This is a genomic window from Novosphingobium olei (assembly GCF_012927405.1).
GTDB lineage: Bacteria > Pseudomonadota > Alphaproteobacteria > Sphingomonadales > Sphingomonadaceae > Novosphingobium > Novosphingobium olei.
The window spans coordinates 697,251-721,708 of record NZ_JABBGM010000002.1; the positions used below are offsets into that span (position 1 = coordinate 697,251).

Annotated in this window: 23 protein-coding genes and 1 tRNA gene; 20 read left to right on the plus strand and 4 right to left on the minus strand. The window is 66.2% G+C overall.

Annotated features, from left to right (window positions below; translation table 11 throughout):
* Window positions 1-4 precede the first annotated feature (4 nt).
* The 4 genes from HHL27_RS07300 to HHL27_RS07315 all read left to right on the plus strand — a co-directional run bounded on the left by HHL27_RS07300 (window position 5) and on the right by HHL27_RS07315 (window position 3,269).
* Complete coding sequence (locus HHL27_RS07300) at window positions 5-478, plus strand: MOSC domain-containing protein (protein ID WP_169492691.1); 474 nt, start codon at window positions 5-7, stop codon at window positions 476-478.
* Window positions 475-1,659: a phosphoglycerate kinase gene (locus HHL27_RS07305; protein ID WP_169492692.1), complete on the plus strand. Its 1,185-nt coding sequence runs from the start codon at window positions 475-477 to the stop codon at window positions 1,657-1,659. Before HHL27_RS07300 ends, HHL27_RS07305 begins: the two co-directional genes overlap by 4 nt.
* Before the next feature lie 120 nt (window positions 1,660-1,779).
* Window positions 1,780-2,688 carry a fructose bisphosphate aldolase gene (locus HHL27_RS07310; protein WP_169492693.1) on the plus strand — a complete coding sequence of 303 codons (909 nt, stop codon included), beginning with the start codon at window positions 1,780-1,782 and terminating at the stop codon, window positions 2,686-2,688.
* Between the two features lie 110 nt (window positions 2,689-2,798).
* Window positions 2,799-3,269 (plus strand): hypothetical protein, encoded by a 471-nt coding sequence (locus HHL27_RS07315; protein WP_169492694.1) that lies wholly within the window; start codon window positions 2,799-2,801, stop codon window positions 3,267-3,269.
* Window positions 3,270-3,281: 12 nt separating this feature from the next.
* Here HHL27_RS07315 and HHL27_RS22385 read toward each other — a convergent pair whose 3' ends face one another.
* A complete protein-coding gene (locus HHL27_RS22385; protein WP_240959456.1) occupies window positions 3,282-3,758 on the minus strand; it encodes a hypothetical protein in 477 nt (158 codons plus the stop codon).
* Here HHL27_RS22385 and thiE point away from each other — a divergent pair.
* Genes thiE through HHL27_RS07340 form a run of 4 tightly spaced genes read left to right on the plus strand, consistent with a single transcriptional unit; the run spans window position 3,743 to window position 8,233 of the window.
* The gene (gene thiE, locus HHL27_RS07325) at window positions 3,743-4,390 is read left to right on the plus strand and encodes a thiamine phosphate synthase (protein WP_169492695.1); all 648 of its coding nucleotides are present in this window, start codon (window positions 3,743-3,745) and stop codon (window positions 4,388-4,390) included. The genes HHL27_RS22385 and thiE overlap by 16 nt on opposite strands.
* 54 nt (window positions 4,391-4,444) lie before the next feature.
* Window positions 4,445-5,572 (plus strand): L,D-transpeptidase family protein, encoded by a 1,128-nt coding sequence (locus HHL27_RS07330; protein ID WP_169492696.1) that lies wholly within the window; start codon window positions 4,445-4,447, stop codon window positions 5,570-5,572.
* 27 nt (window positions 5,573-5,599) lie between these two features.
* On the plus strand, window positions 5,600-6,238 hold the full coding sequence (locus HHL27_RS07335; RefSeq protein ID WP_169492833.1) for a M23 family metallopeptidase: 639 nt from the start codon (window positions 5,600-5,602) through the stop codon (window positions 6,236-6,238).
* Window positions 6,239-6,280: 42 nt separating this feature from the next.
* Window positions 6,281-8,233, plus strand: coding sequence for an OPT family oligopeptide transporter (locus HHL27_RS07340; protein WP_169492697.1), 1,953 nt, complete (start codon window positions 6,281-6,283; stop codon window positions 8,231-8,233).
* A gap of 15 nt (window positions 8,234-8,248) precedes the next feature.
* Here HHL27_RS07340 and HHL27_RS07345 read toward each other — a convergent pair whose 3' ends face one another.
* Window positions 8,249-8,671: a hypothetical protein gene (locus HHL27_RS07345; RefSeq protein WP_206069420.1), complete on the minus strand. Its 423-nt coding sequence runs from the start codon at window positions 8,669-8,671 to the stop codon at window positions 8,249-8,251.
* A 96-nt stretch (window positions 8,672-8,767) separates the two neighbouring features.
* On the opposite strand from HHL27_RS07345, the gene efp reads away from it, so the two are divergent.
* The 3 genes from efp (at window position 8,768) to HHL27_RS07360 (ending at window position 10,279) form a co-directional block, all read left to right on the plus strand.
* On the plus strand, window positions 8,768-9,331 hold the full coding sequence (gene efp / locus HHL27_RS07350) for an elongation factor P (protein WP_169492698.1): 564 nt from the start codon (window positions 8,768-8,770) through the stop codon (window positions 9,329-9,331).
* Window positions 9,332-9,334: 3 nt separating this feature from the next.
* Entirely contained in the window at window positions 9,335-10,159 is an 825-nt protein-coding gene (locus HHL27_RS07355; protein WP_169492834.1) for an inositol monophosphatase family protein, read from the plus strand.
* A gap of 36 nt (window positions 10,160-10,195) precedes the next feature.
* Window positions 10,196-10,279, plus strand: a tRNA-Leu gene (locus tag HHL27_RS07360).
* 255 nt (window positions 10,280-10,534) lie between these two features.
* Here HHL27_RS07360 and HHL27_RS07365 read toward each other — a convergent pair.
* Window positions 10,535-11,047 carry a hypothetical protein gene (locus HHL27_RS07365; RefSeq protein WP_169492699.1) on the minus strand — a complete coding sequence of 171 codons (513 nt, stop codon included), beginning with the start codon at window positions 11,045-11,047 and terminating at the stop codon, window positions 10,535-10,537.
* Window positions 11,048-11,160: 113 nt separating this feature from the next.
* Here HHL27_RS07365 and radA point away from each other — a divergent pair, with 113 nt between their 5' ends.
* The 7 genes from radA to HHL27_RS07400 all read left to right on the plus strand — a co-directional run bounded on the left by radA (window position 11,161) and on the right by HHL27_RS07400 (window position 18,574).
* On the plus strand, window positions 11,161-12,528 hold the full coding sequence (gene radA / locus HHL27_RS07370) for a DNA repair protein RadA (RefSeq protein ID WP_169492700.1): 1,368 nt from the start codon (window positions 11,161-11,163) through the stop codon (window positions 12,526-12,528).
* A gap of 11 nt (window positions 12,529-12,539) precedes the next feature.
* Window positions 12,540-13,124, plus strand: a complete 585-nt coding sequence (locus HHL27_RS07375) for a CvpA family protein (protein WP_169492701.1) — start codon at window positions 12,540-12,542, stop codon at window positions 13,122-13,124.
* Window positions 13,125-13,129: 5 nt separating this feature from the next.
* Window positions 13,130-13,552 carry an iron-sulfur cluster assembly scaffold protein gene (locus HHL27_RS07380; RefSeq protein WP_206069423.1) on the plus strand — a complete coding sequence of 141 codons (423 nt, stop codon included), beginning with the start codon at window positions 13,130-13,132 and terminating at the stop codon, window positions 13,550-13,552.
* Window positions 13,553-13,619: 67 nt separating this feature from the next.
* On the plus strand, window positions 13,620-15,236 hold the full coding sequence (locus HHL27_RS07385; RefSeq protein WP_169492702.1) for an MFS transporter: 1,617 nt from the start codon (window positions 13,620-13,622) through the stop codon (window positions 15,234-15,236).
* Complete coding sequence (locus HHL27_RS07390; protein WP_169492703.1) at window positions 15,217-16,284, plus strand: alanine racemase; 1,068 nt, start codon at window positions 15,217-15,219, stop codon at window positions 16,282-16,284. Before HHL27_RS07385 ends, HHL27_RS07390 begins: the two co-directional genes overlap by 20 nt.
* Window positions 16,285-16,373: 89 nt before the next feature.
* The gene (gene phaR / locus HHL27_RS07395; RefSeq protein WP_169492704.1) at window positions 16,374-16,931 is read left to right on the plus strand and encodes a polyhydroxyalkanoate synthesis repressor PhaR; all 558 of its coding nucleotides are present in this window, start codon (window positions 16,374-16,376) and stop codon (window positions 16,929-16,931) included.
* A gap of 95 nt (window positions 16,932-17,026) precedes the next feature.
* Window positions 17,027-18,574 (plus strand): aminoacyl--tRNA ligase-related protein, encoded by a 1,548-nt coding sequence (locus HHL27_RS07400; RefSeq protein WP_169492705.1) that lies wholly within the window; start codon window positions 17,027-17,029, stop codon window positions 18,572-18,574.
* A 45-nt stretch (window positions 18,575-18,619) separates the two neighbouring features.
* Here HHL27_RS07400 and HHL27_RS07405 read toward each other — a convergent pair whose 3' ends face one another.
* The gene (locus HHL27_RS07405; protein WP_169492706.1) at window positions 18,620-20,659 is read right to left on the minus strand and encodes a M3 family metallopeptidase; all 2,040 of its coding nucleotides are present in this window, start codon (window positions 20,657-20,659) and stop codon (window positions 18,620-18,622) included.
* A 127-nt stretch (window positions 20,660-20,786) separates the two neighbouring features.
* On the opposite strand from HHL27_RS07405, the gene HHL27_RS07410 reads away from it, so the two are divergent.
* Both HHL27_RS07410 and HHL27_RS07415 read left to right on the plus strand, forming a co-directional pair.
* Complete coding sequence (locus HHL27_RS07410; protein WP_169492707.1) at window positions 20,787-22,121, plus strand: M20/M25/M40 family metallo-hydrolase; 1,335 nt, start codon at window positions 20,787-20,789, stop codon at window positions 22,119-22,121.
* 52 nt (window positions 22,122-22,173) lie between these two features.
* Window positions 22,174-24,453, plus strand: coding sequence for a ribonuclease R family protein (locus HHL27_RS07415; RefSeq protein WP_169492836.1), 2,280 nt, complete (start codon window positions 22,174-22,176; stop codon window positions 24,451-24,453).
* Window positions 24,454-24,458 lie beyond the last annotated feature (5 nt).

A 24,458-nucleotide genomic window follows, 5' to 3' on the forward strand; every position in this document is an offset into this window, starting at 1 on the left:
CGCGATGGACGCGGGACTGCGCTCAGGCGTTCTGGAGGGAATCGCGCGGCATGATCGGCCGCGCGGTCCTATCGAGACCATCTCCCGCGTCCGCGTGACCGAAGGCGAGGGCGTCCACGGCGATCTGCGTGGCGCCCTCCGCCCCGGCAAGACCGGCAAGCGCCAGATCACCGTCATGGAGGCGGAAAGCTGGGCCGCCGCGCTGGCCGATCTCAAGATCGACCTGCCCTGGCACGTGCGCCGCGCAAACCTCCTGGTTTCCGGCCTGCGCCTGCCACGCCAACCCGGCGCCATCATCCGCATCGGCGAAGCCCTGCGCATCCGCATCAACTGCGAATGCGACCCCTGCAGCCGCATGGACGAAATTGCCCCCGGCCTGAAAGCCGCACTGCTGCCCGATTGGCGCGGCGGCGTGTGCGGCAAGGTCATCAGCGATGGCGACATCGCCATCGGCGACGAAGTGAGGATCGAGACATGAGCTTCAAGACGCTGGACGACATCGGGGACGTGACTGGCAAGGCCGTGCTGGTCCGTGAAGACCTCAACGTGCCGATGGCCGATGGTAGGGTCACCGACGATACCCGCCTGCGCGCCACCGTGGCGACGCTGACCGAACTGGCCGACAAGGGCGCCAAGGTCCTGGTGCTGGCCCACTTCGGCCGTCCCAAGGGCCAGCCGTCCGAAGAGTTTTCGCTGAAGAAGCTGGCCGACCCGCTCGCCCACGTGCTGGGCCGTCCGGTCAGCTACATCGACTGGGAGGGCGACAAGGCCGCCGTGGCCGCGCTTGCCCCCGGCAGCATCGCCGTGCTCGAAAACACGCGCTTCTTCGGCGGCGAGGAAAAGAACGATCCTGCCGTGATCGAGCGCTTCGCCAGCCTGGGCGACTTCTACGTCAACGACGCATTCTCCGCCGCGCACCGCGCCCACGCTTCGACCGAGGGCCTCGCCCGGGTGCTGCCAGCCTTTGCCGGTCGGGCCATGGAGGCCGAGCTCAAGGCGCTGGAAAAGGCGCTTGGCGCGCCCGAACGCCCGGTCGCTGCCGTCGTCGGCGGGGCGAAGGTTTCGACCAAGCTCGATGTGCTCAAGCACCTCGTTTCGAAGGTCGATCACCTGATCATCGGTGGCGGAATGGCCAATACCTTCCTCGCCGCGCGTGGTGTCGATGTCGGCAAGTCGCTGTGCGAGCATGATCTGAAGGCCACGGCCGAGGAAATCCTCGACAATGCCGACAAGGCCGGTTGCACCGTGCACCTGCCCTATGACGTGGTCGTGTCGAAGGAATTCGCCGCGAATCCGCCTTCGCTGCGCACCTGCAACGTGCACGAAGTCGCCGCCGACGAAATGATCCTCGACGTGGGGCCGCAGGCGGTGGAAGCGCTGGGCGATGTGCTCAAGACCTGCCGCACGCTGGTCTGGAACGGGCCGATGGGCGCCTTCGAAATGGAGCCGTTCGATGCTGCGACCGTGGCGCTGGCCCGCACTGCCGCCGCGCTCAGCAAGGAAGGTTCGCTGATCTCGGTCGCAGGCGGGGGCGATACCGTCGCCGCGCTCAATCACGCCGGCGTGGCGGGCGACTTCTCCTATATCTCGACGGCTGGCGGCGCTTTCCTTGAATGGATGGAAGGCAAGGAACTGCCCGGCGTCGCCGCGCTCGGATAAAAAATCGACCCACCGGACAGGCGCGATGTTGCACTGCAATCCGCGCCTGTTTATGGAGCGTTTGCGCATAGGTATGCACGGGCCGCTTGCCCGATTCTTTTCCACAGCACGGGATCAGCCATGAACTACGCCGAAATGACCGAGAAGATGGCCGCGGGTAACGGATTTATCGCCGCGCTCGACCAGAGCGGCGGTTCGACGCCCAAGGCACTTGCCGGTTACGGCGTGGAAGCGGGCGCGTGGAACACCGAAGAGGAAATGTTCGGCCTGATCCACGACATGCGCAGCCGCATCATCAAGTCGCCCGCCTTCACCGGCGACAAGGTCATCGGTGCGATCCTGTTCGAACGCACCATGGACGGCACCGTCGATGGCAAGCCGACGCCGGCCGCGCTGATCGAAAAGGGCGTCGTGCCCTTCATCAAGATCGACAAGGGCCTGGAAGACGAAGCCAACGGCGTCCAGCTGATGAAGCCGATGCCCACGCTCGACGCGCTGCTCGAAAAGTCGAAGGCGCTGGGCGTCTATGGCACCAAGGAACGCTCGGTCATCAATTCGGCCAATGCCGAAGGCATCGCCGCCGTGGTCAAGCAGCAGTTCGAAGTGGGCAAGCAGGTGCTTTCGCACGGCATGATGCCGATCATCGAACCGGAAGTGAACATCAAGAGCGAAACCCGCGCCGACTGCGACAAGATCCTGCTCGCCGAGATCCTCAAGAACCTCGACGAGCTGCCCGAAGGCCAGCAGGTCATGCTCAAGCTGTCGCTGCCGATCGTGCCGGGCACCTTCGATCCGCTCGTATCGCATCCCAAGGTCCTGCGCGTCGTCGCACTTTCGGGCGGCTACAAGCGCCCCGAAGCCTGCGTCGAACTTGCCAAGAACACCGGCATCATCGCCAGCTTCAGCCGCGCTCTGCTCGAAGACCTGCGCTTCCAGATGACCGACGCCGAATTCGATGCCTCGCTCGGTGCGGCGATCGACGAAATCTACAACGGTTCGACGCAGAAGACCGCCGCCGTCGCGGCCTGATGCGTGAAGGGGAAAACCCCTTCCACAAGTTGCGTGAGGATGGAGAAAGGCCGCCCCGCACCCCGTCAACCGGGGGCGGGGCGTCTCCGTTTCTGCAACAGGATGCCGCTATGACCTTTCCCTATCATCGCAGTGTGGCGCCGATGGTCTGGGCGCTGTTTGGTCTGGCGGTGCTCGAAATGCTCGCCGTTCACCTGTTCGTTTCGCTCAAGTGGCCGTCGCTCGCCTGGCCGCTCACGATCCTGACCTTCCTGTCGCTCGTCTGGCTGGTCGGCTGGATCCGCTCGTTCGCGCGGTTGCCGCATCGGCTGGATGGCGATGTTCTGGTCCTGCACATGGGCTCGCTGCGCAAGGTCGAACTGCGGCTGGACCAGATTGCCGGCATCCAGCGAGATTGGCCCGCGGGCACGCTCGGCGCACCAGATGTGCGCAAGCTGGTGCCCGTGGCCTATCCCAACCGCATCATCGAAGTCGCGGAAGGGGCACTCGCCGGCAAGCGCCGTCGCATCGCCATACGGCTGGACGATGCGTCACCCTTCGATGCCGCCATGACGCAACACGGAATTGCCGTTTCGGGCTGATGCGCGGCTGCGTCAGCGGCCCGTCCAGCTGAAGTGAAAGCGATAGTCCTGCGGCCGGATCTGGGTGTCGGTGCGGGTTGGCGGTTCGACCGTATCGAGCATGACGCTGCCAGACGTCAGCAGCGCCGGTTCGCCCAGCACCAGCTTGCGCTCCTGCTTGCGGCCGTCTTCGGTGATCACGGCAGAAACGACCACGCGGCCCGCCCAGATGCAGCGCGCGTTCATCGGGCAGCGGCTGTCCTCGACTACGTCCACCGGCCGGACGGTGACGGGCCCGGCGCGGGTCGCTTCGCTCAGCCGTGCAAATCCGTCAGTCCGGATATCGGCTGGAATCGTAGCGCAGGCGGCAAGCGGTGCGAAGGCGATCAGGGGGAGCAGCAGCTTCTTCATGCGGCCATAATCGGCGCTGGGGCTGAACGGTTCCGGAACGCCCGATTGCGCGCGGCTGGCGGGAAGGGTAGGGCGCTCGTCCCATGGCTCACCCTTCATGTTCGATCTACCTGATCTCGCCGCTCGATGTCTCCGGCACGTTTGCCGACCGGTTGGCCCGCGCGCTCGATGCCTCGGACCCGGCCGCGCCGATTGCCGCGTTTCAGTTCCGGGTAAAGAATGTCGATGAACACCAGGCCGCGCGGCTTGCCGAGCCGCTCCAGAGGATTTGCGCCGATCGCGAAGTGGCATTCATCGTCAACGATTCGGTGGCGCTCGCCAAGCGCCTGGGTGCAGACGGCGTGCATCTTGGTCAGGAGGACGGCACCGTGGCCGAAGCGCGCCAGCGGCTGGGACGCGATGCCCAGATCGGCGTCACCTGTCACGACAGCCGCCATCTTGCCATGGAAGCGGGCGAGGCCGGAGCCGACTACGTCGCCTTCGGCGCCTTCTTCCCCAGCAGCACCAAGGAAACCAAGCACCGCCCAGAGCCCGAATTGCTCACTTGGTGGTCGACGCTGTTCGAACTGCCCTGCGTCGCCATCGGGGGGATCACTGCAGACAATTGCGCAGGGCTGGTGCAGGCCGGTGCCGACTTTCTCGCGGTAAGCCAGGCCATCTGGGGAGCCGACGAAGCCCTGGGTGTCCGCCGCCTTGCCGACGCGATCCTTGCTGCCGCGCGAGAGGGTTGAGGAACCCATTGAACGCCAAGGTGTTTCCCGGGAAATATAACACCGGGAACACTGATGCGTCGCTTTCTGCTGACTACCTGCCTCGCGCTTTCGCTGGCGGCTTGCAATTCGAACAGTTCGGGAATTGGCACGGGGGCGACCGATACCGGCGCCGCTTCCGAGCCGGCGCAGGAACAGCAGGGCATCACCGCCGATTCGATGGCCTCGCACGATCCGGGCCCAGGCCAGGCGCCCGATCCTGCCGCCGCCGACGATCAGCCGCGCCCGATCATGAAGGTGCAGGTCGTGCTCGAACGCCTCGGCTTTGCGCCTGGCGTGATCGATGGACAGATGGGCCTGTCTACCCACAATGCGCTGCGCGGCCTGCAACAGGCGAACGACCTGCCGCAATCGGGCGAGCTTGACGACCAGACGCAGACCCTGCTGTCGCGCTGGTCGCAGATCGCCGCCACGCGCGTGGTCACCATCCCCGCCGATTTCGCCGCGGGTCCCTTCGCCCCCCTGCCCAAGGACCCGGTCGAACAGGCCAAGCTTCCCTCCCTCGGCTACGCCTCTCTCGATGAAAAGCTTGCCGAACGCTTCCATACCACGCCCGAAGTGCTCCACGCGCTCAACCCTGCGCCACAGGGATCGCCGCCGGTCGCCTTCGCCGCCGGCCAGAAGATCCGCGTGCCCAATGTGGGCAACGATGCGATCTCCGCCGTTGGCAAGCAGGATGAAGACTGGCTGCGCACGCTTGCCTCGCTGGGCGTCGGCACCGACCAGCCCCCGCTCGACCGAATCGTCGTCAGCCGCAGCAAGGGCACCTTGAGCGGATACGACACCGCCGGAAAGCTGGTCGCGCTGTTCACCGTCACGACCGGGTCGAGCCACGATCCCCTGCCGCTGGGCGCCTGGAAGATCTACGGCATCGATCACAATCCCAAGTTCCACTATAACCCGGACCTGTTCTGGGATGTGTCGGACAAGAAGCCCAAGGTCCTACTCCCGCCAGGCCCCAATGGCCCGGTGGGCGTGGTCTGGATCGATCTGTCCAAGGAACACTACGGCATCCACGGCACGCCCGAACCGCAGACGATCGGCCGTAGCCAGAGCCACGGCTGCGTGCGCCTGACCAACTGGGACGTCGCGCGCCTTGCCCAGATGGTCTCGACCAAGACCAAGGTGGAATTCGTTGTCTGACGCGGTGAAGTCGGGGGCGTGATCGCGATGGAGCGGTGGCAGGACAAGCTGCGCCTGATCGCCACCACCGCCGCGATCACCTCGGCGGTCTGGCTCGTTGCCGGCGCCCTCTGGCTGAACGGTGGCGCGCGTTCGTCGGTCATGCCGCAGGCGCTCGTTGGCGCACCAGGTCCGGCCGCCGCCGTGCCGCAACCTGCTGCGTCCCCGCTTGCGCCACTTCCGGCGATGTCCGGGTCGCTCGTCCTGCCGGTCCAGGGCGTCCGCCCCGCCGACCTGACGGACACCTACACGCAGGCGCGGGCCGGCGGCGCGCGGATCCACGATGCGATCGACATCATGGCCCCTTCCGGCACGCCCGTGCTCGCGGCGATGGCGGGCCGGGTCGACAAGTTGTTCCTGTCGAACGAGGGCGGCAACACGATCTATATCCGCAGCCCCGATGGCCGGACGATGGCCTACTACGCGCATCTGTCCGCCTACGCCCCGGACCTCGCCGAAGGGCAGGCGGTGCGCGCGGGGCAGGTGATCGGCGCGGTCGGCGCCACCGGCAATGCCGATCCGGGCGCCCCGCATCTCCATTTTGCGCTGCTGCGCACCACGCCCGAAGCACGCTGGGATCAAGGCGAGCCGATCAATCCCTTTCCGCTGCTGCGCGCGCTTCCCTGATCCGCCTGCACGTGCCACTACGGCACGGTTGAGGAGAACCGCATGGCGCAAGAGCAACCGATCCGTGAACTGACCCTGCGCGCCGTGGTGCTTGGCGCGCTGCTGACGATGGTGTTCACCGGTGCCAACGTCTACCTCGGCCTGCGGATCGGGCTGACTTTCGCGACGTCGATCCCTGCCGCCGTCATCTCGATGGCGCTGCTGCGGCTGCTTCCCGGATCGACGATTCAGGAAAACAACATCGTCCAGACCATCGCCAGCTCGGCCGGCACGCTGTCCGCGATCGTGTTCGTGCTGCCCGGCCTCGTCATGGTCGGCTGGTGGAGCGGCTTTCCCTACTGGCAGTCGGTCGCCGTCATTGCCATCGGTGGCGCGCTGGGCGTGATGTATTCGGTGCCGCTGCGACGTGCGCTGGTGACCGGATCGGACCTTCCCTATCCCGAAGGCGTTGCCGCCGCCGAAGTGCTCAAGGTCGGTGCAGGCGTCGGCGGGGTAGAGGAAAACCGCAAGGGCCTTGCCGCGGTCGGACGCGGTGCTTTCCTCGGCCTGTTCTACCCGCTGCTCGCCAAGATGAAGCTGGTGGCCGAAGAAGCCTCCTTCACTATTCCCGTGGGGTCTGGTGGCACGTCGGTGGCGGGCGGGCTCTCGCTCGCGCTCGTCGCCGTGGGCCATCTCGTCGGCCTTGCCGTCGGCATCGCGATGCTGGTCGGCATCGTCATCAGTTTCGGCGTGCTGCTGCCACTATACACCGCAGGCGGCCCGCCTGCAGGCACCGAGCTTGCCGATTTCATCGGCACCGTGTTCCGCCAGAAGATCCGCTTCATCGGCGCCGGCACCATCGGCATCGCCGCGATCTGGACGCTGCTGCGCGTGATCGGGCCGATCGTGCGCGGCATCGCCGCCGCCATCGCCGCCAACCGCGCGCGGGCAGGGCAGGGCATGGAAGGTCTGGAGCTCACCGAGCGCGATCTGCCGATCGGTGTTGTCGGCGGCACCATCCTCGCGCTGATGATCCCCATCGCACTGCTGCTCGCCGATTTCGCCGCAGGTGGCCGGGTCGCCAGCAAGCTCGGCCTCGGCATCGGCGCGGCGGTGATCTATGTGCTGATCGCCGGCATCGTCATCGCGTCGGTCTGCGGCTACATGGCTGGCCTGATCGGCGCGTCGAACAGCCCGATCTCGGGCGTCGGCATTCTTGCCGCGCTCGGCATCTCGCTGGTGCTGCTGGCAATCTTCGGACGCGGCGGCTCGCCAGCCGATATGCGGGCGCTGGTGGCCTTCGCCCTGTTCGTCACCGCAATCGTGTTCGGCGTGGCGACGATCTCCAACGACAACCTGCAGGATCTCAAGACCGGCCAGCTCGTCGGCGCAACGCCGTGGCGCCAGCAGGTCGCGCTCATCCTCGGCGTCGGCTTCGGCGCGCTGGTGATCCCGCCGATCCTCGATCTGCTCAACGCGACGTTCGGGTTCGAGGGGATGCCCGGCGCTGGCAAGAACGCGCTTTCCGCGCCGCAGGCCGCGCTGATCTCCGCCATCGCGCAGGGCGTGCTCGGCGGCAATCTCGACTGGGGCCTCGTCGGCATCGGCGCAGCCATCGGCGTCGCGGTCGTCGCTGGCGATGAAGTGCTGCGCAAGACGGGCAAGGGCGCGCTGCCACCGCTCGCCGTCGGCATGGGCATGTACCTGCCGATGCAGGTCACCGCGCTGGTCGTCGTCGGCGCTGTGCTCGGGCACGTCTACAACCGCTGGGCAGCCCGGCAGGCCGATCCCGAGCTTGCCGAACGCATGGGGGTGCTCGCCGCCACCGGGCTGATCGTGGGCGACGGCCTGTTCAACATCGCCTACGCCGCGCTGGTCGCTGCCAGCAACAATGCCGACGTGATGGCGGTCGCGGGCGAAACCGGTGTCGCCGTGCCGATGGGGATCATCGTGTTCGGCACGATCATCGCCTTCGCTTATGCTACGATGCAGCGCGATTCCGTCAGGCGGGCGTGATCCCGCCCGGCGGGATCAGTTCTTGGTCGGCAGCGGCGGGTTCGTCTCGGCCATGTCGACATAGGCCGAAGGCGTGCCCGACTTGACGCAGCGCATCCCGGTTTCCTTGCCATCGCTGCCAAGCGGATGGACGGTCGCGGCGCTTTCCAACGCATAGGCCCGTCCCTCGAACGGACCGGACGTCATTACCAGGCGGTCTGCCAGCAGCAGGTACGTGCCCGTCTCGCCGTTGCGCAGCGAATAGCTCGAATCCTGCACCGCCCAGAAATCGTCTGCTTCCAGGCGCACCGGCGGCTTGGTCGCATCGCCGGGCTGCTCGCACAGCCAGTGGCCGATGGCCAGGGTGTGCAGTTTTCCGCCAGGGACGGCGTGGGCCGGAACGGCGGAACCGGCGCTCGCCAGCAGGCACGCGGCGATCAGGGCAAGGCGCGACTTCATCACGCCAGTCGCGCTAGCACGACGGCTGCGCTTGAAGCAATCGGCGCTTGGCGCTAAGGGCCGCGCTTCCCCATCTCTGGCAGGGCTCTTTCCATCATGAAGATCAGCGGCGTGGACATCCGTCCGGGCAATATCCTGGAATACGAAAAGGGCATCTGGAAGGTTGCCAAGACCCAGCATACCCAGCCCGGCAAGGGCGGCGCGTTCATGCAGGTCGAAATGAAGAACCTGATCGATGGCCGCAAGACCAACGTCCGCTTCCGCAGTGCCGATACCGTGGAACGCGTACGCCTCGATACCAAGGACTTCCAGTTCCTTTATGCCGAAGGCGAAGACCTGGTGTTCATGGACGTCGAAACCTACGACCAGATCACCCTGCCCAAGGACCTGCTCGGCGGCGCCGAAGCGTTCCTGCAGGATGGCATGACTGCCGTGCTCGAAATGTACGACGATCGCCCGATCTCGGTGCAGCTGCCCGAACAGGTCGAAGCCACCATCGTCGAAGCCGACGCCGTGGTGAAGGGCCAGACCGCTTCGTCCAGCTACAAGCCCGCGATCCTCGACAATGGCGTGCGCGTCATGGTTCCGCCGCATATCGAAAGCGGCACGCGCATCGTGGTTGACGTGTACGAGCGTACCTACGTCGGCAAGGCGGGCTGATCCATCATGGCGATGTCCGGTCTGATGCGCGTGATGGAGAAGGCTGCCCGCAAGGCCGGGCAGCGTCTCCGTCGCGATTTCGGCGAAGTCGAACACCTCCAGGTCAGCCGCAAGGGGCCGTCCGACTTCGTTTCGAAGGCGGATCAGGCTGCCGAACGCACGATCTGGGACGAACTGCGCGCGGCGCGCCCCGAATGGGGCTTCCTGATGGAAGAGGCGGGCGAACTGCCCGGTGATCCCACCAAGCCGCGTTTCATCGTCGATCCGCTCGATGGCACCACCAATTTCCTTCACGGCATCCCGCACTTCGCGATCTCGATCGCGGTGCAGGAACCCAAGCTCGATGGTTCGGGCTGGGGCGAAGTCACCGCCGGGATCGTCTACCAGCCGGTCACCGACGAAAGCTTCTGGGCGGAAAAGAGCCGTGGCGCCTGGCTCCAGGACCGCCGCCTGCGCGTTTCGGCGCGTCGCAACCTCGATGAAGCCGTGATCGGCACCGGCATTCCCTTCGCCAATCGTGGCGACATGGGCGAATGGACGCGGATCTATCACGAACTCGGCCCGCGTGTTGCGGGCATCCGTCGGTTCGGCGCGGCCTCGCTCGATCTTGCGTGGGTTGCCGCCGGTCGTTTCGACGGGTTCTGGGAATCGGCGCTGCAGCCTTATGACACCGCCGCCGGCTGTCTGCTGGTGCGCGAAGCGGGCGGTTTCGTGTCCGACTTCCGCGGCCGTTCGCTGCCGATCTGCGATGAAACCGTGCTCGCGGGCAACGATGCGCTGCACTCGCGCCTGCACAAGCTGCTTGCCGGCGCGCTCAAGGCCGGTTGAACCTTTGCGCGGGCGCGGCTAAGCCGCGTCCGCAGTGCCCCTGTGGTGGAATGGTAGACGCGACCGACTCAAAATCGGTTGGAGAGATCCGTGCCAGTTCGAGTCTGGCCAGGGGCACCACCTTTCAAAGACAATTTGTCCCTTGCTCGCCGCAGCCGTGCGGGCAAGTTGACACGTCTCTTGCATATGCAAGCATGGCCGCTGCTTTCCTACAGCGCCGTGGCGGCGTAAAAGCCCCGCTTCGCTCTTTTAAAACTCTGATAATGCGTGGTTTTTGATCGAACGCGTTGAATCCGGGCCTTGTCCGCAGTTTGCCCTTTGTAGTCTGTCAACTTTGTCAACTTGGGGCCTCGCCGGGGGATGAAAATGGGCCCTTCAATCGGCCCCGTCCGAACCCGAACGCAGCGCCGATGCCGATCGCAGCGTGCGCAGTTCCATGGCCGAGGGGCGGTAGGGCCCGGCCTCCTCCCGCCGCTTCTTTTCCGCCTGCAACTGCTTGAGCGCCTCCTCCCGCTGTGCCGCCGTCATCGTCGCGGCCTGCCGGGGGTCGAGCTCGATCTGGATCTGGTTGGGGGCGGGGGCATAGGGGGAAACGCTGGTGTCGGTCCCGTCGATCGGATCGGGCCCCACATCCATATCGCTCGGCGGCGGCGGGTTCGATCGGGCATCGACCAGCGTACCGTTGCCGGTCTTCACCTCGGGATGGGGCGGTGCCTTGTCCGTCGGCTTGCCCGGTGCGGGCGCCGCTGCCTCGGCCGGTGGGGCCGCAGGCGCGTCGCTTTTGCCGTTGGTGAACATCGCGATAGCGATCGACAGCACCAGGGTGATCGCCGCGAAGTGGCGATACATCTTCGGGTCGATCCCGAGCATGGGTGCGGGTGAAGCCATCGCCGCTCGTCATGAATGCAAAGCGTTAACAGGCCGTTTGCCACGCCTTGCGGACTGTCGATATGGCGCCAAAGGTTGCTTGTGTTCGCCCTATGTTCGCGTTAGTCGGAGCCATGGCCAAGCCCAAGCGTCGTTATGTCTGCCAAGCGTGCGGAAGCGTGTCGAATCGCTGGCAGGGCCAGTGCGCCGATTGTTCGGAATGGAACACCCTGGCCGAAGAAGCGCCCGAAACCGTGTTCTCGGCCAAGCACGACCTGTCGAGCGGTGGACGCGCGGTGCGCTTCGTCTCGCTGGACGAGCCGGTCGAACTGCCGAAGCGGCGCAAGACCGGCCTTGCCGAATTCGACCGCGCGCTGGGGGGCGGGCTGGTTCCGGGTTCGGCCATCCTGATGGGCGGCGATCCCGGCATCGGCAAGTCCACCCTGCTGCTCCAGGCATCGGCAAGCATCGCCAACGCCGGCGGGCTGTCGGTCTACATCAGCGGAGAGGAAGCGTCCGACCAGGTCCGCCTGCGCGCCGATCGGCTGGGGCTGGGCAAGGCGCCGATCCGGCTCGCCTCGGCCACGTCGGTGCGCGATATCCTGACCACGCTCGGCACGATGGAGCCGCCCGCGTTGCTGGTGATCGATTCGATCCAGACGATGCATTCGGACCAGATCGAAGGTGCGCCTGGCACCGTCAGCCAGGTGCGCGGCTGCGCGTTCGAACTGATCCGCTACGCCAAGGAAAACGGCGTCGCCATGGTGCTGGTTGGCCACGTGACCAAGGACGGCAACATCGCCGGCCCCCGCGTGCTGGAACACATGGTCGATGTGGTGATGAGCTTCGAGGGCGAACGCAGTCACCAGTACCGCATCTTGCGCGCGCTCAAGAACCGCTTCGGCGCGGTCGACGAAATCGGCGTTTTCGCCATGGCCGGGGCGGGGCTCGAGGAAGTGGGCAACCCGTCGATGCTGTTCCTTTCCGGTCGCGACCAGCCGGTGGCGGGCAGCGCGGTGTTCCCCGCGCTCGAAGGAACGCGGCCCGTCCTTGTCGAGATCCAGGCGCTCACCGTGCGGCTGGCGAGCGGGGCGACCCCGCGCCGGGCGGTTGTCGGTTGGGACTCCGGTCGCCTCGCCATGCTGCTCGCGGTGCTGGAATCGCGCTGCGGGCTCAGCTTCTCGTCGGCCGAAGTCTACCTCAACGTGGCCGGCGGCTATCGCCTGACCGATCCGGCGGCCGATCTGGCCGTTGCCGCCGCGCTCGTGTCCGCGCTGGCCGACCGGCCGCTGCCGTCCGATTGCGCCTGGTTCGGCGAAGTATCGCTGGCGGGCGAGGTGCGTCCGGTGGCGCACGGCGGCATCCGGTTGAAGGAAGCGGCAAAGCTAGGTTTCACCACGGCCTACGGGCCGGATGTGGGGGGCGAAAAGGTGCCGGGCCTGCGCTTTGGCAGTCTCAAGCTCCTGCCAAATCTCGTTGACCGCATCGTGGGCGGCTCGTAGCACCCGTTGCAATGACCGGCTTCGATTATGTCGTGCTCCTCGTGGTGGCGGTTGGGGCGATCGGTGGCTTCTTCCGTGGGTTTGTCGAGGAAGTGCTGAGCCTGCTCGCCTGGGGCGTGGCAGTCGTCGCCGTGCGCTACCTCCATGCCCCGCTCACGCTCTGGCTCGAACCGCACCTTTCGACCGAAACCGGTGCCGGTGTGCTGGCTTTCGCGCTGCTGATGGTCGGCCCCGTCTTCGCCACCCGCTTCATCGCCCGCAGGATGGGGCAGGCAAGCCGCGGTTCCACGCTTGGCCCCATCGACCGCCTGCTCGGCTTCGGCTTCGGCGCGGTGAAGGCCTTCGTCGTCGTCGTGCTGGGCTTTTCGGTGCTGGTGTTCGGCTACGACGTGGTCTGGGGCGCATCCGGACGGCCCGAGTGGATCTCGCTCGGCCGGACTTATCCGGTGCTCAATGCCGCGAGCGAGGAGCTGATGACGCTCATCGCCGAACGGCGCGAGGAAGCGGCGCGGGGGGCCGAACCGGACGACAGCGCAAGCGCCGCCGCGACCGAACACCGCACCGCTTCGCGCAAGAAGCGCCGCCCCGCCGACTGATCATCATGGCACAAGCGCTCTATACCCCGGCGATCCTCGCCGCCGCGACCGGCCTTGCCACCTACCCGTGGGACGAGGCGCTGCCCCTGCGTGGAGAGGCGCGATCGCGGTCCTGCGGCAGCAGCCTTGCCATGGCGCTTGCCGTCGACGGCGAAGGCCGGATTGTCCGCGTCGGGTTGAGGCCGCATGCCTGTGCCGTGGGGCAGGCCGCCGCAAACGTCTTTGCGGCTGCGGCAGCGGGGCGCAACGCGGAGGAGATTGCCGCCGCCCGCAGCGCCATCGCCGCGTGGCTTGCGGGTGACGGGCCCCTGCCCGATTGGCCGGGCTTCGAACTGATCGAACCGGCCCAGGCCTACCCCGGACGCCACGGCGCGATCGTGCTGGCGTGGGACGCCGCGCTGGATGCCCTTTCCTTATACCATCCATGATTTTTGCGAGGCTTTCGCGCTGGCCATGCCTTCGCTAGAGCATTCGGAAACGGGAGAAGGGACCGGCATGAGCGACAGCAAGAGCGAACCGAGCGCCAGCGACATCCGGCTGGTGATCGCCGCGTCCAGCGCGGGCACGGTGTTCGAATGGTACGATTTCTTCATCTACGGCACGCTCGGCTCGATCCTGTCCAAGGCCTTCTTCCCGACCGGTAACGCCACGCTGGAAATGCTGCTGTTCTGGCTGGTGTTCGCGGTCGGCTTCGGCTTCCGCCCGCTGGGCGCGGTGCTGTTCGGTTTCCTGGGCGATCGGCTGGGGCGCAAGTATACCTTCCTGGTCACCGTGCTGCTGATGGGCATTGCCACGGCGGGTGTCGGCCTGATCCCTTCGGCCGCAACGATCGGCATGGCCGCGCCCGTGCTGGTGATCCTGCTGCGCATCCTGCAGGGCCTTGCCCTGGGCGGGGAATACGGCGGGGCGGCGGTCTATGTGGCCGAGCATTCCAACCCCGAACGGCGCGGGTTCTATACGAGCTTCATCCAGGCGAGCGTGATGGGCGGCTTTGTCCTCAGCCTTCTGGTGGTGCTTTCGTGCAAGGCGCTGATGACGGCCGAGACCTGGGCGGCATGGGGCTGGCGGGTGCCGTTCGTGCTGAGTCTGGCGCTGCTGGCGGTTTCGATGTGGATGCGGTTGAAGCTGTCGGAAAGCCCGGTGTTCAAGGCGATGAAGGAGGAGGGCGAGCTTGCCGGCAATCCCTTCGTCGAAAGCCTGACCTATCCCGGCAACAAGCGCCGCCTGTTCATCGCGCTGTTCGGCGTGGCCGCTGGCCTGACGGTGATCTGGTATACCGCGATGTTCTCCGGCCTGTCGTTCCTGAAATCCGCGGTGCGGGTCGACGATACGACGGCGGAAATCCTTGTCGGCATCGCCTGTGTCCTTGGCATGCCGTTCAACCTGCTGTTCGGGCACCTGTCGGACAAGGTGGGCCGCAAGACGCCGATCGTGCTGGGCTATGTGGCCACGTTGCTGCTGCTGTTTCCGGCGTTCTGGCTGGTGGGCGGCGCGGCCAATCCGGGGCTTGCCGAAACCGCGCGATCGGTGCCGGTGGTGGTGAGCGGGCCCGACTGCCGCTACAGCGCCTTCGCCACCGAGCAGGCGACGCCGTGCAGCAAGCTGTTGGCTGACCTGACGGGATCGGGCGTCCCCTACACGCTGGTGCAGGGCAGCGCGCTGATGCTGCGCGCGGGCGACAGGGTGCTATCGCTTGATGGCTATGCCTGGGACGACAAGAAGGCGCGGGCGACGCAGTTGCAGGCGCTGCTCGGCGATGCAGGCTACGATTTCACCAAGGTGACGCCTGATTTCGGCCGCGCCGCGATCGTGGTGCTGGGGCTGGTACTGCTGATGGCGCTTTCGGGTGCGACGTACGGCCCGGTGGCGGCGCTGCTGGCGGAAATGTTCCCGCCGCGAATCCGCTACAGTTCGATGTCGATCCCCTATCACATCGGCACGGGCTACTTCGGTGGCTTCCTGCCGTTCATTTCCACCCTGATCGTCGCCAAGACCGGCAATCCCTATTCGGGCCTGTGGTACACCTGGGGCGTGGTCCTGGTTGCGCTGATCGTCGCGGCCTGGGGCCTGAAGGGCGGGAAGCCGCGCGATTATGGAGACCAAGCTGCCTGATACCTGCCTGAGCCTGCCGCCTGCTTCGTTGCGCCTGCGGCTCGATGCCGGGGCGCTGGCCGACAACTGGCGCACGCTCGACCAGATGTCGGGCGCGGCGCGGGCGGGGGCCGCGGTCAAGGCCGATGCCTATGGCCTCGGCGCCAGCCGCGTGGTGCCCGTCCTGGCGGCGGCGGGCTGCCGCGACTGGTTCGTGGCGCACTGGAGCGAGGTGCCCAGCCTGCTGGCGCATGTGCCGGCCCAAAGCATCGCCGTGCTGCACGGACCGATTACGGATGAGGATGTCCTTTTCGCGCAGCGCAGCGGTGTCCGCCCGGTGCTCAACTCGATCGCGCAAGCGGCGCGTTGGCAGGCTGCGGGCGGCGGGACATGCCATGTGATGGTGGATACGGGGATCAACCGGCTCGGCATTGCGATGCGCGAACTGGGCCATCCCGTGCTGGCCGAACTCGATATCGATCTGGTGCTGAGCCATCTTGCCAGCGCCGACGAGGATACCGACCAGAACGCCGCGCAGCTTGCGCGATTCCGACAGGTGCGCGCGGGCGTGAAGGGGCGCCGCTACAGCCTTGCCAACAGCGCGGGCATTGCGCTGGGGGCGGATTACCATGCCGATCTGACGCGTCCGGGGATCGCGCTTTATGGCGGGATTCCGCGCCGCGATTTCGCAGGCACGATAAGGCAAACCGCTTATCCGGAAGTAGCCTTGATCCAGACCCGCGATCTCTCCGCAGGGGACCTGGTCGGCTATAATGCCACGTTCATTGCCGACCGCCCGATCCGCGCCGGGACGGTGTCGATCGGCTATGCCGACGGATACCTTCGCTGCTGGTCCTCGATCGGGAAATTTTCGTTCAATGGGAAGACCTTGCCGGTGATCGGGCGGGTTTCGATGGACCTTGTGATCCTCGATCTTTCCGCAGTGCCCGAATGTGCCGAAGGAGACTGGCTGAGTGCAGAATATGATCTGCCGACCGCAAGTGCCGCGACAGGATTGTCCCAATACGAGATGTTGACCCTTTTGGGCCGGCGGTTTGCAAGGTTGTAGTATTTTAACTTTAACTGCTAACTTTTATTGCGCTGCACATGCTGCATCTGCTAATTAGCAGGAGAGAACCCAGCGGGGGCGCACATACAATGGCACAGCAGGCAAAAGACGGCGAAGCGGTCATCATCAAGAAGTACGCCAACCGCAGGCTCTACAACACCAGTACGTCGAGCTACATCACGCTCGACCACCTCGCCCAGATGGTGAAGGACAATGTCGACTTTCAGGTGATCGACGCCAAGACCGGCGCCGACCTGACGCACACGATCCTGACCCAGATCATTATGGAAGAGGAATCGGCGGGCGAGCAGATGCTGCCGACGAACTTCCTGCGCCAGCTGATCTCGATGTACGGCAATTCGATGCAGGCGCTGCTGCCCGGCTACCTCGAAGCCTCGATGGAGCACTTCCGCGAGAACCAGGTGAAGCTGCGCAAGGCGATCGAGGACTCGATCGGCGCGAACCCGTTGGCGCAGATCGCCCAGCGCAACATGGAAATGTTCAAGGCTGCGGCCGCCGCGTTCGTGCCGGGCGCCGCCACCCCCGGACGGGAAGATCCCAAGGCTGCGGGCGAATCCGACGAACTGGAAGCGCTGCGCAAGCAGATGGCCGACATGCAGAAGAAGCTCGACCAGCTCGTCAAGTAATGCGGCGAGCGGAGTGATCCGATAGCGCTTGCCACGGTGGGGCAGGCGCTATCCGGGATTGCCCGAATCCGCGCGGGGCACTAACCCCCCGCGCCATGAACAAGCCCACGATCAAGCACGCGCTTCCCGTCACCCGCGAGGAAGATTTCGCCCAGTGGTACCAGGCGGTCATCGCCGAGGCCGAGCTCGCCGAGGAATCGGGCGTGCGCGGCTGCATGGTGATCAAGCCATGGGGATATGGCATCTGGGAACGCATCCAGAAGCTGATGGACGAACAGATCAAGGCGGCCGGCGTCGAGAACTGCTATTTCCCGCTGTTCATCCCGCTGTCCTACTTCGCCAAGGAAGCCGACCACGTCGAAGGCTTCGCCAAGGAAATGGCGGTCGTCACGCACCACCGCCTGATCGCCGATCCCAAGGGCGGGCTGGTGCCCGATCCCGAAGCGAAGCTGGAAGAGCCGCTGGTGGTGCGCCCGACGTCCGAGACGGTGATCGGCGCGGCGATGGCGCGCTGGGTGCAGTCGTGGCGCGATCTGCCGCTGCTGACCAACCAGTGGGCCAACGTGGTGCGCTGGGAAATGCGCACCCGCATGTTCCTGCGCACCAGCGAGTTCCTCTGGCAGGAAGGCCATACCGCGCACGCCGATGAAGCCGACGCCATGGCCGAGACGCTGCGCGCGCTCGAAATGTATCGCGCCTTTGCCGAAGGGCCGCTGGCGTTGCCGGTGATCGCCGGACCCAAGCCCGAAAACGAGCGCTTCCCCGGCGCGGTCGCGACCTATTCGATCGAAGCGATGATGCAGGATGGCAAGGCACTGCAGGCGGGCACATCGCATTACCTCGGCACCGGCTTCGCCGAGGCGGCGGGCATCCGCTACCAGGACAAGGAAGGCCAGCAGACGCTGTGCCACACCACCAGCTGGGGCGTTTCCACCCGCATGATCGGCGGCGTGATCATGACCCATGGCGACGACGACGGCCTGCGTACTCCGCCGCAGGTGGCGCCGCAGCAGATCGTGATCCTGCCGATGCTGCGCGACAATGATGGCGACGCGGCGCTGCTCGCCTATTGCGAGACGCTGCGCGCGGAGCTGGCCAAGCTCTCCGCGTTCGGGGAGCGTGTGCGCGTGCTGCTCGACAAGCGGCCCGGCAAGGCGACGCAGAAGCGGTGGGCATGGGTCAAGAAGGGCGTGCCGCTGATCCTGGAGATCGGCGGGCGCGATGCCGAGGGCGGACAGGTTTCGGTGCTGCGCCGCGACCGGCTGTGGAACGATGCCGGGAAGGCGAACTTCACCGGCATGGCGCAGGGCGAATTCGTGGCGATGGCGTCGGCCGAACTCGAGGACATCGAGCGCTCGCTCTACACGGAAGCCCGCGCGCGCCGCGATGCGCAGATCGAGCGAGGGGTGAGCGATCTTGCTGGCCTTTCCACATATTTCGCCGAGGATCGCAAGTTCCCCGGCTGGGTCGAGATGCAGTGGTCGCGCCCGACCGGTGCCGCGCTCGACAGGGTGGTAGAGCAACTGAAGGCGCTGAAGCTCACCATCCGAAACACGCCGCTGGATGCAGCGCCCGTGGACGGCACCTGCCCGTTCACCGGCGAGCCGGCGGTCGAGCGCATCCTGGTGGCGCGCGCGTATTGATACTGGCAAAGGCGCGGCGGTTCGCTGGCCGCCGCGCCCATTGCCTCATTTGTCCTTGGCGACTTCGGCCTTGTAGGCATCGATGCTGATCGGGCGGCCGAGGAAATCGGCCACCAGTTCCGCCGCAGGCTTGGACCCGCCGGGGCCTAGTACCAGCGTGCGATAGCGCAGGGCCGTGGCGGTATCGCGCATGCCGTTCTTGGCGAACTGGGTGAACATGTCGTCGGCGATCACCTTCGACCATTCGTAGGTGTAGTAGATCGCCGAATAGCCGTTGAGGTGGCCGAAGCTCGCCTGCGACTGGGTCGATGGCGGCAGGGGCAGCAGGTCGTACACGGCGGCGAGTTCGCGCGTTCGGGCGCCCAAGTCGGCGGGGGCAGGGCCCTGGTGCAGGCGCAGCGAGATGTTCGAGTAGCCGAGCTGGCGCAGATCGGCCATGCCGAGGTTGAAATAGCGCGCCTTGTTCATCTTCTCGACGAGGTCGCGCGGGATCGTCTTGCCCTGCGCGTCCACCGCGAAGCGGCTGAGCGTGTCGTAGTCGTAGACCCATTCCTCCAGCATCTGCGAGGGTGCTTCGGCGAAATCCCATTCGGTGGAAATGCTGCTGACGCCGGCCCACTTGACCGTCTGCCCGCCGAAGATGTGGTGCAGCATGTGGCCGAATTCGTGCAGGAAGGTCTGCACGTCACCGTGCTCCATCAGGCCGGTGGAATGGTCGCCTGCGGGGAGGTTCATCACCAGCGCACCGACCGGAATGGTGCGGCCGGCAACGCCAACCCGCAGCGGGATCATGTTGGCGTGATCGTATTTGCCGGGGCGCGGGTGGCTGTCGAAATAGAACCGGCCGAGCAGCTTGCCCGCCTCGGGCCCGCTCGCTTCTGAAATCTCGTAGGTTTCGACCATCGGATCCCACTTGGCTGTCTGCCAAGGCGTGATCTTTACGCCGAACAGGTCTTGCGTGAGCCGCAGGATACCGTCGCGCACGTTGTTGTAGGCGAAGTATTTGCGGGCTTCCTGCCGGTCGTAGGAGAAGTCCTGCTTCTGCACCAGGTTGGTCAGGTAGCTGTTGTCCCACACGTTGAAGCTGGTCGCACCGGGGTGATCGAGGCGGTAGACCGCAAGCTTGCGGGCATAATCGCGATCGGCTGCGGGGCGGGCCGCGCTTGCCATGTCATCGAGCAGCGCGACGACCTTCTCGGGCGTGTTGACCATCTTGTCTTCGAGCACGAGGCTGGCGAAGTCCTTGCGGCCAACCAGCTTTGCCAGCTGGTCGCGCAGATCGATCATCGTGCGCAGGTTGGCGTCGTTTTCGGGCCAGGCGCGGGTCAGGAACGCTTCGTAGATCCGCTGCCGCAGCGCGCTGCTCTTGGCATAGGACATGACCGGGAACAGGTCGGGGTAGTCGGTCGAGAGGGTCACATTGCCGCTGGCGTCGGGCTTGTGCGCGGCGATGTAGTCGGCAGGCAGGCCTTCGAGTTCGGCGGGATCGGCAGTGACTGTCTTGCGACCCGCAGCGATGGCCTGGTCGAAGGCGGTTCCGGCCTGGGAAATCTTGTCCGATAGCTCCTGCGCCTTTGCGCGTTCGGCGTCTGGCAGGCCTATCCCTGAACGTTCGAACGATCCGATGATCCGACTGTGCAGCAGCTTGGTGGCGCTGTCGGCCTTGGACACGTCGACGGCCTTGAGCCGTTCGTAGATCGGGCGCGACAGGCTGATCTTGGTGTTCGCGGCGTTGATCTTCACTTCACAGGCGGCGGCCGCGTCTCGGCGCGGGGCATCCGCCATGACTTCGCGATAGAGCGTCATTTCTCCCAGCGAGGAAAACAGCAGGTCGGTCAGATCGTCGTAAGCTTGCAGCGTCGTCGGTATGGTGGCGCGGCCCTTCTCGCCCTCAAGCGCGGTCTGGCGACGCGCGATTTCGTTCACGAACCTGTCGCACATCGCGTTGATCGCGGCGGCATCGGCTGGCGTTGCGGCGACGTTGCCGACGAAGGTGTCCACCGCGTTGGGCTTCATCGGAGCGGCAACGGCGGGCGTGGCGAACATGCTGCCCGCAAGCAGCATGGCGGAAAGCGTCTGGCGCATCGGAATTCTGTCCCCTTCGGAATCCTCGGATGAGCGACGATAAGCACGCGCAAAGAAGCGCGCAATCAGGGTGCTATAGTCTCGAAAGAAACCTTGTCGGGCACTACGGTCGAGCTAGACTGCGCAGATGCAACGTCTTCTTCCCAGCATCTTCGCCCTGTCGATCGCCGTGCCGGCAACCGCCCAGACAGGCCCGGACCCGGCGCAGGCCGTGTCCGAGGCGCGCCAGCGGGCGGATATCGAAAAGCTGGTGGCCTTCGGCACGCGCCACACGCTTTCGACGCAGACCGACCCGAAGCGCGGGATCGGCGCCGCCCGTCGCTGGGCCGAGGCGGAGTTTCGAAAGAGCAGCAAGGCCTGCGGCAACTGCCTCGAGATCGCGCTGCCCGAGACGATGATTTCGGGCGAGCGGGTGCCAACGCCCACGCGGCTGGTGGATGTGGTGGCGATCCAGCGCGGGACCGAGCGGCCCAATGAAGTGGTGATCGTGCAGGGCCACATCGACAGCCGCGGGTCCGACGTGATGAACGCGACAGTCGATGCGCCCGGCGCCAACGACGATGGTTCGGGCACGGCACTGGTGCTGGAAGCCGCGCGCGTGCTGTCGAAACACAAGTACCCGGCGACCATTGTCTACGCCGTGCTGTCGGGCGAAGAGCAGGGGCTTTATGGCGGCAAGCTGCTGGCCGACTACGCCAAGGCGCAAGGCTGGACGGTGAAGGCGGTGTTCAACAACGACATCGTCGGCGGATCGCGCGGAAGCGACGGGGTGAAGGACGATGCCCACGTGCGCGTCCTTTCCGAAGGGCTGCGCGCGGATTCGACAGACGCCCTGCGCGCGCAGATGCGACGCTTCGGGGGCGAGAACGACAGCCCGTCGCGCAATATCGCGCGCTGGCTGGAAGGTCTGGCGGCGCAGGACGCAACCGGCCTTGCCGTGCGTCAGATCTGGCGCGCCGACCGCATGGGACGGGGCGGGGACCAGCTGCCTTTTTCCGACAAGGGCTACCCGGCGGTGCGCTTTTCGGTGGCGATCGAGGACTACGAACACCAGCATCAGGACGTGCGGACCGAGGGTGGGGTGAAGTTCGGCGACACGATCGACGAAATGGATTTTCCCTACCTCGCCAAAGTCACGCGTTTGAACGTGCGCGGGCTTGCCGCGCTGGCATCGGCGCCGATGCCGCCGGTGGTGACGGCCAAGGCGGCGGTTTCGACCTGGACCGACCTTGAATGGAAGGCCGTGCCCGGTGCCCTGTCCTACACCGTGTGGCGTCGGCGCACCGATGCGCCCGGCTGGACCGAAAAGGTGGCGGAAGGGGTGACCGCCACCACGCTGCGACTGGAACACGTGCGGGGCGATGACTGGTTCTTCGGCGTGAGCGCCAAGGCGGCGAACGGAGCGGAGAGTCCGGTATCGACCGCCGTGCCCGGCGGTGGCTTCGGGCCGATCGGCGGGTGATTTCCGGGCTTCGGCGGTTGCCACGCCTGCGGTGAAGCGCCACATGGGAGCGATGGTCAAATCCAAGCTCCCCCAGGGACTCCCGACGCGCCAGCAGGTGCTCGATTTCATCGCGCAGAGTGCCGAGCCTGCTGGCAAGCGCGAGATCGCCAAGGCGTTCGGCGTAAAGGGCACCGAGAAGATCGCGCTCAAGGCCCTGCTCAAGGACATGGCCGAAGAGGGCCTGATCGACGGCAACCGCAGCGCCTTTCACGCCATGGGCGGCGTGCCGCGCGTGACGGTGCTCCGGATCGTCGAGATCGACGAGGGCGATGTCTACGCCGTGCCGGACAACTGGCAGCCGGACGATGCGAGCCCGCCGCCGCGCCTGCGCATCGTTGAGCCTAAGGGCCGGGCGCGCACCCGCGAGGCCGCCCTAAAGCCCGGTGATCGCGTGCTGGCGCGGACCGAGGAAGCGGGTGCGGGCTGGGTCGCGCATCCGATGAAGAAGCTGGCGCTGCGCGAAGAGCAGCTGCTGGGCGTGATCGAGCTGGATGGCACGGGCAAGGGCTGGCTGGCGCCGGTCGACAAGCGCGTGCGCAATTCGGTGCCGGTGTCCGATTTGGGGGGCGCGGAAGCCGGGCAGCTTGTGCTGGCAGAGCCGGCGGGCAAGAGCCCGCGCGCGGGAATGAAGGTTACCGCCGTGCTGGGCGACCCACTGGCGCCGCGCGCGTTCAGCCTGATCGCGATCCACAAGCATGGCATCCCGTTCAGCTTTGCGCCCGAAGCCGTGGCCGAAGCCGAACGCGCCGCAAGGCTGCCGTTGAGCGAGGACAAGCGCGAGGACCTGCGCGCGCTGCCGATCGTGGCCATCGACCCGGCCGATGCGCGCGACCACGACGACGCAATCTGGGCCGAACCCGACGGTGCCGGCGGCTTCCGCGCAGTGGTCGCCATTGCCGACGTTTCGTTCTATGTGCGGCCGGGTGGACAGCTTGACCGCGAAGCGCGCAAGCGGGGCAATTCGGTCTACTTCCCCGACCGGGTGGTGCCGATGCTGCCCGAAGTGCTTTCTGCCGATGTCTGCTCGCTGAAGTCGGGCCAGACCCGCGCGGCGATGGCGTGCCACATGACCATCGACGCGCAGGGGCGCATCACCGACTGGCGCTTCACCCGCGCGCTGGTGAACATCGCCGAAGTGATCGCTTACGAAGAAGCGCAGCGCCGCATCGATGCGGGCGAGGCCGCGCCGCATCTCGTCCATCTGTGGGAAGCCTGGCGCCTGCTGGAAAAGGCGCGGGACGCGCGCGATCCGCTGGCGCTCGAATTGCCCGAACGGCGCGTCGTGCTCGACGAGCAGGGCCGCATTGCCGAAGTCGCGGTGCGCGAACGGCTCGATGCGCACCGGGTGGTCGAGGACTTCATGATCGCAGCCAACGTCGCCGCCGCCAAGGCGCTGGAAGCCAAGGTCGCGCCGGTGGTCTACCGCATTCACGAACCGCCGGGCCGGGAGAAGCTGGTTGTGCTCAAGGACTATCTCGCGACTTTCGGGCGCAAGCTGGCGCTGGGGCAGGTGATCACGCCGTCGCTGTTCAACCGCATGTTGAAGGACGTGACCGACGAGGCGGAAAAGGCGCTGGTGATGGAGGCGGTGCTGCGCAGCCAGACGCAGGCCTATTACGGCCCACGCAACGCGGGGCACTTCGGGCTGTCGCTGGGCTCCTACGCCCACTTCACCTCGCCGATCCGGCGTTATTCCGACCTTCTGGTCCACCGTGCGCTGGTCGATGCCTATGGCCTGGAGCAGCCGCGACCGCAGGCGGATGTGCCGCCGATATCGGGCCTTGCCGACCGTGACCGCGCCGATCTGACGCGCGTGTCCGAGGCGATCAGCGTGGCCGAGCGGCGCGCCATGGAAGCCGAGCGCGAGACGATCGATCGCTATGTCGCGGCATGGCTTTCGGCGCGGGTGGGTGAGGTGTTCGACACGCGCATCACCGGCGTGCAGAAATTCGGCCTGTTCGCCACGATCGTGGGGCTGGGCGGGGATGGTCTCGTCCCCGTGTCCACGTTGGGGGCAGAGCGCTTCGCCTATGACGAGAAGGCGCAGCGGCTGATCGGGGAGCAGAGCGGCGAGCAGTTCGCCATAGGCATGATGCTCAAGCTGCGGCTGGCGGAGGCAAACCCGCTGACTGGCGCGCTGAAATTCGAGCCCGTGGACGTGGAAGAAGGCGTGCGCCGGATCGAACGGCGCGGTGGCCGGATGGAGGCCAAGCCGAAGAAGCAGGGCAACTATATCGCCGGAAAGCGTGGGCGCCCCGGCAATATCCGGCACCAAGGCAAGCGTCGCTAGGCGGC

Excerpts from the sequence above, each read along its gene's own strand:
- HHL27_RS07300 (WP_169492691.1), top strand. The coding sequence starts at position 5 with ATGGACGCGGGACTGCGCTCAGGCGTTCTGGAGGGAATCGCGCGGCAT.
- HHL27_RS07305 (WP_169492692.1), top strand. The coding sequence starts at position 475 with ATGAGCTTCAAGACGCTGGACGACATCGGGGACGTGACTGGCAAGGCC.
- HHL27_RS07310 (WP_169492693.1), top strand. The coding sequence starts at position 1,780 with ATGAACTACGCCGAAATGACCGAGAAGATGGCCGCGGGTAACGGATTT.
- HHL27_RS07315 (WP_169492694.1), top strand. The coding sequence starts at position 2,799 with ATGACCTTTCCCTATCATCGCAGTGTGGCGCCGATGGTCTGGGCGCTG.
- thiE (WP_169492695.1), top strand. The coding sequence starts at position 3,743 with ATGGCTCACCCTTCATGTTCGATCTACCTGATCTCGCCGCTCGATGTC.
- HHL27_RS22385 (WP_240959456.1), bottom strand. The coding sequence starts at position 3,758 with ATGAAGGGTGAGCCATGGGACGAGCGCCCTACCCTTCCCGCCAGCCGC.
- HHL27_RS07330 (WP_169492696.1), top strand. The coding sequence starts at position 4,445 with ATGCGTCGCTTTCTGCTGACTACCTGCCTCGCGCTTTCGCTGGCGGCT.
- HHL27_RS07335 (WP_169492833.1), top strand. The coding sequence starts at position 5,600 with ATGGAGCGGTGGCAGGACAAGCTGCGCCTGATCGCCACCACCGCCGCG.
- HHL27_RS07340 (WP_169492697.1), top strand. The coding sequence starts at position 6,281 with ATGGCGCAAGAGCAACCGATCCGTGAACTGACCCTGCGCGCCGTGGTG.
- HHL27_RS07345 (WP_206069420.1), bottom strand. The coding sequence starts at position 8,671 with ATGAAGTCGCGCCTTGCCCTGATCGCCGCGTGCCTGCTGGCGAGCGCC.
- efp (WP_169492698.1), top strand. The coding sequence starts at position 8,768 with ATGAAGATCAGCGGCGTGGACATCCGTCCGGGCAATATCCTGGAATAC.
- HHL27_RS07365 (WP_169492699.1), bottom strand. The coding sequence starts at position 11,047 with ATGGCTTCACCCGCACCCATGCTCGGGATCGACCCGAAGATGTATCGC.
- radA (WP_169492700.1), top strand. The coding sequence starts at position 11,161 with ATGGCCAAGCCCAAGCGTCGTTATGTCTGCCAAGCGTGCGGAAGCGTG.
- HHL27_RS07375 (WP_169492701.1), top strand. The coding sequence starts at position 12,540 with ATGACCGGCTTCGATTATGTCGTGCTCCTCGTGGTGGCGGTTGGGGCG.
- HHL27_RS07380 (WP_206069423.1), top strand. The coding sequence starts at position 13,130 with ATGGCACAAGCGCTCTATACCCCGGCGATCCTCGCCGCCGCGACCGGC.
- HHL27_RS07385 (WP_169492702.1), top strand. The coding sequence starts at position 13,620 with ATGAGCGACAGCAAGAGCGAACCGAGCGCCAGCGACATCCGGCTGGTG.
- HHL27_RS07390 (WP_169492703.1), top strand. The coding sequence starts at position 15,217 with ATGGAGACCAAGCTGCCTGATACCTGCCTGAGCCTGCCGCCTGCTTCG.
- phaR (WP_169492704.1), top strand. The coding sequence starts at position 16,374 with ATGGCACAGCAGGCAAAAGACGGCGAAGCGGTCATCATCAAGAAGTAC.
- HHL27_RS07400 (WP_169492705.1), top strand. The coding sequence starts at position 17,027 with ATGAACAAGCCCACGATCAAGCACGCGCTTCCCGTCACCCGCGAGGAA.
- HHL27_RS07405 (WP_169492706.1), bottom strand. The coding sequence starts at position 20,659 with ATGCGCCAGACGCTTTCCGCCATGCTGCTTGCGGGCAGCATGTTCGCC.
- HHL27_RS07410 (WP_169492707.1), top strand. The coding sequence starts at position 20,787 with ATGCAACGTCTTCTTCCCAGCATCTTCGCCCTGTCGATCGCCGTGCCG.
- HHL27_RS07415 (WP_169492836.1), top strand. The coding sequence starts at position 22,174 with ATGGTCAAATCCAAGCTCCCCCAGGGACTCCCGACGCGCCAGCAGGTG.